Below are 13,388 nucleotides of genomic sequence, written 5' to 3'. Positions count from 1 at the left end.
GGGATAACACACCTTTTTTCGATGTTATCAGGAGCTAACCATGACACAAACGGTTTCCCATATTATTACCGACGCATTAATCCAAGCCGGTGCTAAGCATTGCTATGGCATAGTGGGTGATACGATTAACCATTTTACCAATGCCATTTCGCAGTCGTCGTTAAAATGGATCAGCGTGCGTCACGAAGAAGTGGCTGGTTTTGCAGCAGGCGCTGAGGCCTATATGACGCAGCAGCTGGCAGTCTGTGCCGGTGCCTGTGGCCCAGGAAGCCTGCATTTTATTAATGGCATTTATGAAAGCCACCGAAACGGTGCACCCGTTGTGTTTATTGCTACGAATGTGGATCGCAACGAAGAAGGTTTTCAGTTCCCGCAAGAAGTTGATCAAAAGAAAATATACGAACAATACTCCGTGTTTTGCGAGCGAGTCAGCCATCCCAGCCAGGCCCGTAGGGTGGTGACGATGGCCGCCCAGGCGGCATTAGCGAAGGGCGGCGTTAGCGTGGTAGTGGTAAACGGTGATGTATTTAAGGAAAAAGTTGATGATAGCCTGGCTTGGCGTACCACTATATCGCGTCCGGTGGTGGTACCGGAAAAAGACGATGTAGAGGCGCTGGCTAAACTGATTAACGAGCATGAAAAAATCACGGTTTATGCTGGCATTGGCGCCAGGCGGGCACCCCACCATTTAATTGAGCTTGCCCAAAAAATCAAAGCGCCGTTGGTCCATACTACCAAAGCAAAGGAGTTTTTTGAGGCCGATAATCCGTGCAATGCCGGCATGACGGGCATATTAGGTAACAAAGCTGGCATGCAGGCAATGAACGAAGCGCAGCTGGTATTATGCTTTGGGACCGATTTCGCTTACACCCAGTTCTGGCCAGAACGCGCTATTATTGTACAAATAGATACTAATCCCGCTAATCTTGGTAAACGCGCGCCGATCACAATGGGATTGGTCGGAGATGCGGCTGATACTGCCGAAATCCTGTTGCCGCTCGTTAGTGAGAAAACCACCACCCGACATTTAAATGCCGCCCTGACACAGTTTGATGATGACCATAAGGGGTACGCCGAAAGCGGCGAGTCGACAGAAAATCTGATACATCCGCAAACGCTGGCCCAACGAATTGACCATTTTGCGCAAGAGGATGCCATTTTTACCGCCGATGGTGGTTCGCCTATGGTGTGGATGTTACGGCATATACGGGCCAATGGTCAGCGTCGTTTTTTATCTAGCTTATCCCACGGTACTATGGCCAATGCTTATCCGCAGGCGCTGGGAATTGCTAATGCGTTTCCCCAAAAGCAAGTTATCGCGTTGTGTGGGGACGGGGGGATGACCATGTTAATGGGCGATCTACTCACCCTGGTGCAACATAAGTTACCGGTGAAACTAGTAATATTTAACAATAGTTCGTTAGGCTTTGTAGAAATGGAACAGCGGGTTGAAGGTATGCTGGATGCTTACACCGAGCTGAAGAATCCGGATTTCAGCGCAGTGGCCCAAGCTTGTGGACTGAAAGGGTGGAAGGTTGATAAGTTAAGTCAGCTTGATAGTGCTATCGAACAATGGTTGGCCAGTGACGGCCCCGCTATATTAGACGTGGCGGTTAATCGAATGGAGTTAGTCATGCCCCCGGAAATTGAGTTTAATCAGGTGGCATCTACTGCTATGTTTGGAATGAAAGCGGTGCTTAATGGGCGTACCGACGAAGTGGTATCGCTGATAAAAGATAATTTCATTCGATAGCTTGAGTTGGTGGCCACATCTTGCAGGCATGGTTAAGACAGGTTAACCGTGCCGTGCTTCTGCGGCATGCTAAAAACCGGCGCTGGCAGAGGGTTTGTCAATTGCCGGCGCCTGACTTTGTCGCCCATGGGTTGTTGGCCTTGCATTAGTATCGGGCCGGCAGCACAGCCGTTCAATGGGTAGGCCTTCTTCGGAATGCTTACGGAACCCTTCTTCTTCCCCAGCCACTTTACGCGCTACTTTACGAGCTACTTTAAAAGCTTTGCATAGGTCGCGTATTAGGCGAAAAGTATTTCGGTTAACACACCCCGTTTAAGTTTGATACCTCACTACCAGGCGACCATTGGTACAGTATCGTCAATTCAGCGTTACACCTGTATCCCGCGGTCCGATAATTTGGCGGCTAAGAACGAAATAAGTATTTTAGCTACGGCGTAGCATGGGGTATTTGAAGGCGGCTGACCCGGCCATAGCAAAGCCAGGGATCGGTGGGACTTTATTGACAATAAACTGAATATAGAAGGTGCCCTGGGAAGGGCTGGCCATGGCGTATGGCTGGTCTGCTTACCCCTTAATGGGGACGAATGATAGCGCTTGCACGAGGGCAACGCAGCTCAAACGAGCGGGCGGCTATTTTACCGCCAAAATAACTATGCAGAAATCGGTGTAGCTGCCGTTACACCAACAAGACGCTGTTAGCAGCGGCGCTCTCAGGTAAGTGGCAATGCTTGCGAGGCCATATATCAGCAGGGTTACGCAGTAAGCTGACTCGCGCATCGCTGAGCAAGACAAATGTGTCCCCGGGTTACCTGGTGTGGTAACGGGTTAATAACCGAGATAAAGGAAGTGCAGGTAAATGATGTTTTTAGAGTGGCTAGCCGCGTTTTTTAGTACACCGGCAAGCGCTTCAGTAATCATAGGTAACTATTCCCCCACCTTTGTGTCCTTGTCCGTAGGGATTGCGGTCTTCGCCTCATTTATGGCATTTACCGTGGCCAATCAGGCGGCTTCCTCATCCAGTGCTTTACAAAAACATATGTTGCTTATTGTAGGCAGCCTGGCGCTGGCTACAGGGATCTGGGGCATGCATTTTGTGGGTATGCTGGCGTTTGATTTGTGTACCACTATAAATTACGACTGGTGGACTACCTTATTGTCGTTTGTTCCCGGCTGGCTGGCGGCCTGGGTGGCCCTTGGCTTACTTACCCGCGACGTTATCGAGCCGCGCCAGATATATATGGGTGGGTTTTTAGTTGGGGCAGGTATCGGAAGCATGCATTATACCGGCATGGCAGCCATGGATATGGCCCCGCTGTTACGCTACGACCCCACCATATTTGGTTTATCTATTATTGTAGCCGTTGCCTTGGCGATGCTGGCTATCTGGATTCGCTTTGGGCTGGCCAGAATTCGCTGGTTTACACGCAGTACCGCCAGGGTCACTGTACTAGCAAGTGTGGTAATGGGCCTGGCGATATGTGGAATGCACTATATCGGTATGTCGGCGGCCCGTTTTGTCGCACCGCCAGGGGTGATAGTGCCCGAACAGGAAGGCCAGATGTCAGTCTTTCTTGCTTCCGCGGTAACCTTTTTTATAGTGGTTTTTATTACTATCGCGCTTGGGGTCAGTTTGTTAGTTAAGTTTCGCAATGCTTCTGAGGAAGCCAAGCAGAGCCGCCGTACCTTGCTGGCCATGATGGATACCGCGGTAGATGGCATCTTAACCTTTGATGGGCACGGTACTATTTTAAACGCCAACCCAGCGGTGACCGACATTACCGGCTATAGCCGCGAGGAACTGGTAGGCCATAGCATGCGCATGCTTATTCCCGAACATCGACGCCACATTTACGATCCTATACTCACCTCGGTGGGTGTGACTCCCTTAGAAAACCAGCTGATGGGCGGGAATCGCGACCGTCAGGCGCGCCATAAAAATGGCCACCTGGTCCCTATCAGGATTGGGGTGGGGCACACCCGCGTAGCCGACAAGCATTATTATGTAGCGTTTTTGAGTGATATACGCGAACGAATCCGAATGGAGAAAGAGTTTCGCAGTAATGAAGCCAAGTTCCGTTCGTTTTTCAATAATGTTCCCGGGCTGGCGTATCGCTGCTTAGACAAACCCGGCTGGCCTATGCTGTTTATTACCGATGCGGTAGAGAGTATGACAGGTTATCCAGCCAGTGACTTTGTACTGCCTAACCCGACCCGTTGTTTTTCAGATATTTTTTATCCAGAGGATATCGAGACCGCTGAAAAAGCCATTAGCGCGTCAGAATCGTTTACGCTTGAATACCGGATAATACATCGTGATGGTTCTATTCGTTGGTTCCGTGAACAGGGTGTAGCCGTAATCAATGAAGAAGACGGGACGCGCTGGTTGGATGGTTTTATTTTCGATATTACTGAACGGCGGATGATGGAAGATGAGTTGGTGGAGGCTAAGGTAGCCGCCGAGCAAGCGGCAGCGGCGCGTTCTGCTTTCTTAGCCAATATGAGCCACGAAATACGCACACCGATGAATGCTATTATCGGCTTTAGCGACATTATGCTCGATGAAGCGCTAAACAATGAACAACACAAACATGTGGTTACGATTAACCGGTCTGCCCGTTCGTTGTTGCATTTGTTGAATGATATTTTAGATAGCGCGAAGCTGGATAAAGGCAAGTTAGACCTGGATTTCCGTGATTTTGTATTAACTGAAGAAATCGATACGGTGGTGAGCACTTTCTGGCTTGAAGCGAAACGTAAGTCGCTGGAGCTGGAAATTGTTTTAGAAGATGGACTGGATACGCATTATCACGGTGCACCTGAGCGTATACGTCAGGTATTAGGTAACCTGATTGGGAATGCCGTGAAGTTTACCAGTCAGGGGCGCATTATGTTGAAAGTCGGCCCGGCGCCCTACAATCGGATTGGCTTTACTATCAGCGATACCGGTATTGGTATGAGCGAGGACCAGGTCGCCAGGGTGTTTGACGCATTTGCCCAGGCCGACGCATCTATGAGTCGTAAATACGGAGGCACCGGGCTGGGTACCACTATCAGCAAACAGTTGGTAGAGCTGATGGGCGGCACTATCTCGGCCAGAAGTCGGCTAAACGAAGGGACTGAATTTTACTTCGAGATTCCATTACAAACTGCTAGTCACACCGAACGTGCGCTTGGTAATAGTACCATTGAGTTACCCCCACAGCATATTTTGGTAGTGGACGATATTCAGCAAAATGTAGATCTGATCTCCCTATTATTAACCCGTCATGGCCATACCATCGATGTCGCCCGAAACGGCGCTGAGGCGGTCGATAAAATGGCCCAGCACGCCTTTGATTTGGTCTTAATGGATTTACAAATGCCGGTATTGGACGGCTTAAGTGCGGCGCGTCAACGACGAGACTTCGAAGCCCGGGAAAAAGCGTCAAGAGTCCCTATCATCGCGTTAACCGCCAGCGTGTTGGTGCAAGATAAAAAAGCCGCAGAAGCGGCAGGCATGGAAGGGTTTGCCAACAAACCCATCGACTACGACCAGCTAAACCGGGAAATGGCCCGAGTACTGGGGATATTAACAGAGGCGCAAGCAAACCAGCGCCAGCCTGAAAAAGAGGCCGAAGAAGCGCAGGTAATTAACTGGTCTAAAGGTGAAATGCTGTGGGGCAGCAAAGCCGCCCATATTAATGAAATACAACGGTTCCTGCGTACTTTTGACGCTACGTTTACCCGGCTCCAGCAGGCCGCGGCGATGGCCGATACCGCCGAGGTCAAAACCATTAGTCACGGCCTTAAAGGCGTAAGCGGGAATCTTGGGCTAACCTTATTGATGACCAGTTTTAAACAGCTTGAACAAAGTGCGACAAATACAACGAAATTAAATGAACTGCTTGAGATTATCGGTATTCAGGTAAGCCATTTGACCAGCCTGCCTCAACTCGCCCTAGACCAGGTGCAGGAGAATACAGCGCAGCAGGGGAGCGATTTTGATGTCCGGCCGCTTAAGCAGGTATTGCAGAAACTGTATACCAGTGTGGAGCAAAACCGCCTGGATGAAGATGAACTGGCTCATTTACAGGCGATGCCTGGTGGCCCATTCAGTGAAGATGTGGCGATAATTTTAGCCGCTATAGACGATTTTGAGTTTGACCAGGCAGCCACTAAATTACATTCGCTGCTGGAAAAAATTGATACCACGGCGCAGGAGGTATGACAATGCTTAACATGGAACGTAACGCTACCTTACTGCTGGTAGATGACGAACCGGTAAACTTGCGGGTGCTAAAGCAACTGTTGGCCCCGTATTATAATCTGGTCTTCGCCAAAAATGGCGAAGAAGCAATCCGGTTAGCCCATTCACAATTGCCTGATCTTATTTTAATGGATGTTATGATGCCGGGAATGACGGGCTTTGATGCCTGTAAGCAGTTAAAGGCAGACAGCGTTACTGCCAGCATTCCGGTTATTTTTGTCACAGCGTTAAGCGACGAGCATGATGAGGCCAGAGGTTTTGAAGCAGGCGGTGTCGATTATGTGACTAAACCTGTCTCACCTACGGTGGTACTGGCCAGAATTAAAACCCATTTATCGTTGGTGCAAGCGGACGAGCTTAAACGGACCCGCTTGCAGGTGATCCAACGCTTGGGCCGGGCGGCAGAATATAAAGACAACGAAACGGGTATGCACGTAATGCGGATGAGTCATTATGCCCGCGTCCTGGCCCTGGCATACGGGTTTACCCCGGCGCAGGCAGATGTGTTACTGCATGCGGCGCCAATGCATGATATTGGCAAAATAGGCATACCAGACAGTATTATGCTTAAACCGGGTAAGCTGACAGATGAAGAATTTGCCATTATGAAAACCCATCCCCATATTGGCGCCGAAATTCTTGGGGATGCGGACTCCCGCTTGTTGCAAATTGCCAAGTCGGTAGCCCTTACGCATCATGAAAAATGGGATGGCAGTGGCTATCCTAATGGTCTGGTAGGGGAACAAATCCCCGTGGAAGGACGGATTGTGGCGGTGGCTGATGTGTTTGATGCCCTAACCAGTAAACGTCCTTATAAGGAAGCCTGGACAGTGGAAAATACCCTGGCAGTAATGAAAGAACAAAAAGGTAAGCACTTTGAACCCGTGCTTATCGACCTGTTAGAACAAAATTTAGACGCCTTATTATTAATTAAGGCGCAATGGAAAGATGAGTAGGGGCATCGGTTGCCAACTCAGGCCAGAGCCAGTATACTATGCGCACATAACCAGCTGGGATGAGTAGTACTGGTTACTACATGATGATATTCCAGCCGTTTTTTGAAGTAGCCAGAAAGAAGGCAGGCTTTGGAAAATGTGTGCAACTGCCAGTCTGGTAGTTTGGGTTCAGTTTTTTTCCAAAAAGCCCCGCTGGTCCGGGGCTTTTTGTTGTATTGACGATGAGCCGTAGCTGCTCGGACAGGGTTTATTTTATCAGTTGGGCTTAAGGCCCTTTTTTTGTTTTTGGAGGTTAGGATTGGCAAAGCTTGAAGATAAGCTGACCGACATGCTGGATCCAGCGGTAGAGGCATTAGGCTTCGAACTTGTAGGCATCGAGTTTGTTCGTGCCGGTAAACATTCAATTTTACGGGTCTTTATTGATCATGAAAATGGCATCACCGTAGATGATTGTGCGGAAGTCAGTAATCAAGCCAGCGCGATCCTTGATGTCGAAGATCCCATAAGCACTGAATACAACCTGGAAGTCTCCTCTCCCGGGCTGGACAGACCGCTGTTCAAAGAGAAGCATTTTGCTCAGGCGGTTGGTGAAATAGTTCAGATTCGTCTGACAATGCCCATGGATAACAGACGTAACTTTAAGGGACCATTACTTGCCTGCGAAAACGGTACGGTAAGTATTGAAGTGGATGGCCAGCAGTTCCAGTTAGCTGTGGCGAATATCGAAAAAGCTAACGTTGTTCCCACATTCGACTAACGGAACAGCACGCGCTTTCAGATCAGGAAGCATTAGTGAGGCGAACATGAATAAAGAAATTTTGTTAGTGGCGGAAGCCGTTTCAAATGAAAAACAAGTGCCGCGGGAAAAAATTTTTGAAGCATTGGAATTTGCCATTGCCAGTGCCACCAAGAAGAAAAACGAAGGCGATATAGAAGTACGGGTAAGTATAGATCAGCGTACAGGTGATTTTGATACATTTCGACGTTGGTTAGTGATTGAAGATGATCAGGAACAAACCAATCCGTATGCAGAAATTACGTTATCAGCGGCGCAGGTCGACGAGCCTGAATTACAGCTCGGCGATTATGTGGAAGAGCAGATTGAATCTATTAAATTCGACCGCATAACTACGCAGACCGCGAAACAGGTTATCGTACAAAAAGTACGTGAAGCTGAACGTGCACAAATGATCGCCGAATATGAAGATAAAGTAGGCGAGCTGGTGACCGGTACGGTTAAAAAAGTCAACCGCGACAATATTATTGTGGATTTGGGGAATAACGCAGAAGGCGTTATTTACCGAGACGACATGCTGCCGCGTGAAACCTTCCGTCCAGGCGATCGGGTACGTGGGTTACTGTATGTTATCCGTCCTGAAGCTCGGGGTGCGCAATTGTTTATTAGCCGTACTCATCCGGATATGCTGGTGGAACTTTTCCGCCTTGAAGTGCCCGAAATTGCTGAAGAGACATTAGAGATAAAATCTGCTGCTCGCGATCCAGGCTCACGGGCTAAAATCGCAGTTAAAACCAATGATAAGCGACTTGACCCGGTCGGCGCGTGCGTAGGTATGCGTGGTTCACGGGTACAGGCAGTATCAGGCGAACTTGGCGGTGAGCGGGTTGATATCGTGCTGTGGGATGAAAATTCTGCGCAGTTCGTTATTAACGCAATGGCACCGGCAGAAGTTGCTTCTATTGTCGTTGATGAAGACAGCCATACCATGGATGTGGCCGTTGAAGCAGATAACTTGGCGCAAGCCATCGGGCGTAGTGGACAGAACGTGCGTCTGGCCAGTCAATTGACTGGTTGGGAGCTGAACGTCATGACAATTGACGATCTGAACGCGAAGCACGAAGAAGAAAATTCCAAAGTGTTACAGCTATTTACTCAGTATCTGGACATTGACGAAGAGTTTGCCGGTGTTTTGGTAGACGAAGGTTTCAGTACGCTGGAAGAAGTGGCCTATGTGCCGGTTAGCGAACTTCTGGCCGTTGACGGGCTAGATGAAGATATGGTTGAAGAACTGCGTACGCGTGCCCGTGCAGTATTGACCACTAAGGCCCTGGCCACCGAGGAATCGTTGGAAAGTAATGAGCCTACAGAAGCCTTACTGAATTTAGAAGGTATGAGCAAACATGTCGCTTATGTACTCGCCAGCCGCGGAATTACCGATTTGGAAGAACTGGCTGAACAGGGTACCGATGATATCAGCGATATTGATGAACTAAACGAAGACAGCGCCGGTAAGTTGATTATGGCAGCCCGAAATCTCGTTTGGTTTAATGAAGAATAAGGTCAACAAGGGGATAAACACGTAATGGCAGAAGTATCTGTAGAAAAGCTCGCCAGTGACATTGGAACGACCGTTGACCGTCTGGTTACTCAGTTTAAAGATGCCGGCATCACCAAAGGTGCCAACGAGCAAGTGACCGAAGACGAAAAACGACAACTGCTTGACCATTTGAGCAAGCAGCACGGTAGCGCCGCTGGCAATAGCGAGCCAAGCCGCATGACACTGCAGCGTAAAACAACCAGCACACTGAATACAGGCAAGTCCAAGTCAGTGAAAGTAGAAGTGCGTAAAAAGCGTACTTATGTTAAGCGTAGTGACGTAGATGAGCAGAAGCGTGCTGAAGAAGAAGCCCGCCTGCAGCAAGAAGCCGAAGAAAAAGCAGCAGCGCAGGCTGCTGAAGCGAAGCGTCAGGCTGAGGAAAAAGCACGTTTGGAAGCAGAAGCGAAAAAAGCAGCAGAAGACGCTGAGAAAGCCAAGCAGGCTGCACAGAAAAATGCAGCTGATCAAGCGGCGGCTGAGCAAGCTACCGCGAATAAGGTAGAAGCACCTGAAGTTGAAATGACAGCAGAAGAAAAGGCTGAAGCCGAAGCTGCCCGTCAGGAAGAAGAGCGTCTGCGTAAAGCGCAAGAAGCGGAAGCGCAGAAGAAATACGAAGAAGAAGCGAAGCGTGCAGCAGAAGAAGCGCGTAAGCTGGCCGAAGAAAACGAACGTCGCTGGAAAGAAGAAGAAGAGCTACGTAAGCGCCAGGAAGCTGAAGAAGTGCATCTGCACTCTAATCGTTATGCTCAGGAAGCAGAAGATGAAGATGATCTGCAGGTAGAGCGCACTTCTCGACGTCGTAAGAAGTCGAAGAAAAACGCAGGAGAACATTTGAAGCAGAGCTTTAATAAACCCGCTCAACCCGTTGAGCGTGTTGTAAAACTAAGTGCAACCATTACGGTCGGCGAACTAGCCAGCCGTCTGGCAGTTAAATCTAACACAGTTATCAAAGCCATGATGAAAATGGGTGAGATGGCAACTATCAACCAGGTTCTTGACCAGGATACTGCCGTACTGGTGGTTGAAGAGATGGGTCATAAGTACGAACTGGTAAATGACAATGCTCTTGAAGAAGAATTGTTAGCCAATGATGGGTCAGGTGGTGATAAAACATCACGCGCCCCTGTAGTGACTATCATGGGTCACGTTGACCACGGTAAAACATCGCTACTTGACTACATTCGTCGCGCTAAAGTGGCTGCTGGCGAAGCGGGTGGTATTACCCAGCATATTGGTGCTTATAAGGTTGAGACAGATAACGGCGAAATTACGTTTTTGGACACCCCTGGACACGCTGCTTTTACTGCTATGCGGGCCCGCGGTGCCACGGCGACCGATATCGTTATTCTGGTAGTTGCCGCCGATGATGGCGTAATGCCGCAAACCAAAGAGGCAGTCCAGCACGCTCGTGCTGCTGGCGTACCTTTGATTGTTGCGGTTAACAAGATGGATAAAGAGTCAGCGGATCCGGACCGGGTTAAAACTGAGCTTTCACAGCTGGACGTTATTTCAGAAGAGTGGGGCGGTGAGCACCAGTTCTGTAATGTGTCGGCGAAAACCGGTATGGGTGTTGAGGGGCTGCTTGAAGCCATCAATCTGCAAGCTGAATTGTTAGATTTGCAGGCTGTTGCGAAAGGCCCTGGACGCGGTATTGTTATTGAATCCCGCTTAGACAAAGGCCGTGGCCCGGTTGCATCGGTATTGATTCAGGAAGGCGAGCTACGTGCAGGTGATATTCTGTTATGTGGTGAAGAGTACGGTCGGGTTCGTGCTATGCGCGACGAAAACGGTATCGACATTAAACTTGCTGGACCCTCTACACCAGTAGAAGTACTGGGTTTATCTGGTGTGCCTGTGGCAGGTGAAGACGCCGCCGTAGTGCGCGACGAGCGTAAAGCGCGTGAAGTGGCTTCTAAGCGTCATCAGAAAAAACGTGAACTGAAACTGGCTCGCCAGCAAAAAGCGAAGCTGGAAAACATGTTTGCCAACATGGCTACCGGTGAAGTAAGCGAGTTGAACATCGTGCTGAAAGCCGATGTACAAGGCTCGGTAGAAGCTATCGCTGAGTCGTTGATGAACTTATCTACCAGTGAAGTTAAGGTTAATATTGTAGGTAGTGGTGTAGGTGGTATCACCGAAACTGATGCTACATTAGCTGCTGCTTCGGGTGCTATCGTGGTTGGTTTTAACGTACGTGCTGATGCATCTGCTCGCCGCGTACTGGAAGCTGAAGAAATCGATTTGCGCTACTACAGTGTTATCTACAACCTGATTGATGAAGTTAAAGCGGCCATGAGTGGTATGCTGGCACCTGAATTCAGACAGGAAATCATTGGCCTGGCAGAAGTACGTGACGTATTTAAGTCACCTAAACTGGGTGCAATTGCCGGTTGTATGGTTACCGAAGGTGTGATTAAGCGTAGCGCACCGATCCGGGTACTGCGTGAAAACGTTGTAATCTATGAAGGTGAGCTTGAATCGCTGCGCCGCTTCAAAGACGACGTACAAGATGTACGTAACGGTATGGAGTGTGGTATCGGCGTTAAGAACTACAACGATGTTAAGGTCGGTGACCAAATCGAAGTGTTCGAAGTGATTGAAGTCGCCCGCGAGATTTAATCAGCGGCCGCGCGTACAAGCAATTAAAGCGGGGGCCTGGCGCCCCCGTTTTTGTCTGTGCGCCCTATAGAGGAGTTGTTAGCATGGCACGAGAATTTTCCCGTACTGACCGGGTAGGTCAGCAAGTACACAAAGAAGTCGCCAGTATTATTCAAAACGAATACAAACATCGTATAGGTGATATGCCGTTGATAACGGTATCTGATGTTGAGATTTCACGCGATCTTGCGCATGCCAAAATCTTTGTCACTATTTATGGCGAAGATGTCGATGGTAAAGCGCAGATTAAGCGTCTGGAAGACAATAAAGGCTTTATGCGAAGCCTGTTAGCTAAGCGCCTGAGAATGCGCTCGGTTCCCCATTTACATTTCTTTGAAGATACCTCGATTACTGAAGGATTGCGTATATCCTCATTGGTATCAGACGTAGTGGCCAAAGATGAGGCCAGACATCAAGGGACAGACGAAGAGCAGGAGTAAATGGCAAAACGTCGTAAGGGCCGCCCAGTCAATGGTATTGTTCTATTAGACAAACCGGTGGGTGGCTCGTCAAACCAATTACTACAAAAGGTGCGCTGGTTATTCCAGGCCCAAAAAGCTGGCCATACCGGGGCCCTGGACCCTCTGGCTAGTGGAATGCTGCCTATCTGTTTAGGCGAAGCAACCAAATTTTCGCAGTTTTTGCTTGAAGCAGAAAAAGCCTACGAGGTTACTGCACATTTGGGGGTGCGTACCACTACCTGTGATGCTGACGGCGAAGTGGTTGAACGCAAAGCTGTTACTGTAACAGAAGCGGCGGTGACCCAGGCGTGTATGAGCTTTTTAGGTAAGAGTAAGCAGATCCCCTCAATGTTTTCTGCACTTAAATATCAGGGCAAACCGCTGTATCAATATGCCCGGCAGGGCATTGAAGTAGAGCGAGAACCGCGCGACATCGAAATATTTGAGCTGGAAATTATCCGTATGGCGCTGCCCGATGTTGAGCTTAGGGTGAAATGCAGTAAGGGCACTTACATTCGTTCATTAGTGGACGATATTGGCCAACAACTAGGTTGTGGCGCCTATGTTACGCGGTTGCATCGTACCGAAGTGGCGGATTATCCTACTGCAAAAATGGTGACGCTAGAACAGATAGAGCAGTTAAGAGGGGCAGAGGATAACCCCGATTTAGCTTCGCTGGATGCTTTATTGGTACCTATGGAAACAGCAGTGGCCCGCTTACCGGTTGTATTTGTTGATTCGGCCCAGCGCAAACGCTTTGAAAGCGGCCAAAGCGTGGTAGACATGCAAGGAATCAGCCCGGTAGCCGGACAGGCTTATCAGGTACGTACTCTGGAGGCTGATGAACAGTTTCTAGGGGTAGGCGAAGGGGTAGTGGCGCCCATGGACCAGCCTTCCGCCAGAGGCTCCGATAGGGTGTTTGTCAGTCCTAAAAGACGGGTGGTGCTCGATTAAATAAGCGTAAAACAGAATTTACTC

At 49.2% G+C, this 13,388-nt stretch carries 8 protein-coding genes; all 8 read left to right on the top strand.

All coding sequences use genetic code 11. The annotated features are described in order from the left end of the window. The first annotated feature begins 40 nt into the window (after positions 1-40). The 8 genes from D0Y50_RS11440 to truB all read left to right on the top strand — a co-directional run bounded on the left by D0Y50_RS11440 (position 41) and on the right by truB (position 13,364). Positions 41-1,753, top strand: coding sequence for a thiamine pyrophosphate-dependent enzyme (locus D0Y50_RS11440; protein ID WP_117317052.1), 1,713 nt, complete (start codon positions 41-43; stop codon positions 1,751-1,753). An 856-nt stretch (positions 1,754-2,609) separates the two neighbouring features. Next, positions 2,610-5,960, top strand: a complete 3,351-nt coding sequence (locus tag D0Y50_RS11435; protein WP_332308350.1) for an MHYT domain-containing protein — start codon at positions 2,610-2,612, stop codon at positions 5,958-5,960. Between the two features lie 2 nt (positions 5,961-5,962). Next, the gene (locus D0Y50_RS11430) at positions 5,963-6,955 is read left to right on the top strand and encodes a response regulator (protein WP_117317050.1); all 993 of its coding nucleotides are present in this window, start codon (positions 5,963-5,965) and stop codon (positions 6,953-6,955) included. Between the two features lie 298 nt (positions 6,956-7,253). Continuing rightward, the gene (gene rimP / locus D0Y50_RS11425; RefSeq protein ID WP_117317048.1) at positions 7,254-7,712 is read left to right on the top strand and encodes a ribosome maturation factor RimP; all 459 of its coding nucleotides are present in this window, start codon (positions 7,254-7,256) and stop codon (positions 7,710-7,712) included. Positions 7,713-7,758: 46 nt separating this feature from the next. Continuing rightward, a complete protein-coding gene (gene nusA, locus D0Y50_RS11420) occupies positions 7,759-9,252 on the top strand; it encodes a transcription termination factor NusA (protein ID WP_108567159.1) in 1,494 nt (497 codons plus the stop codon). Between the two features lie 24 nt (positions 9,253-9,276). Continuing rightward, positions 9,277-11,910 (top strand): translation initiation factor IF-2, encoded by a 2,634-nt coding sequence (gene infB / locus D0Y50_RS11415; RefSeq protein ID WP_108567160.1) that lies wholly within the window; start codon positions 9,277-9,279, stop codon positions 11,908-11,910. Between the two features lie 83 nt (positions 11,911-11,993). Then, complete coding sequence (rbfA, locus tag D0Y50_RS11410; RefSeq protein WP_108567161.1) at positions 11,994-12,389, top strand: 30S ribosome-binding factor RbfA; 396 nt, start codon at positions 11,994-11,996, stop codon at positions 12,387-12,389. After that, entirely contained in the window at positions 12,390-13,364 is a 975-nt protein-coding gene (gene truB, locus D0Y50_RS11405) for a tRNA pseudouridine(55) synthase TruB (protein WP_108567162.1), read from the top strand. It abuts the gene before it with no gap. Positions 13,365-13,388: the final 24 nt, after the last annotated feature.

It is taken from the genome of Salinimonas sediminis, assembly GCF_003429285.1.
GTDB lineage: Bacteria > Pseudomonadota > Gammaproteobacteria > Enterobacterales > Alteromonadaceae > Alteromonas > Alteromonas indica.
This window is presented reverse-complemented; position numbering and strand designations above follow the sequence as displayed.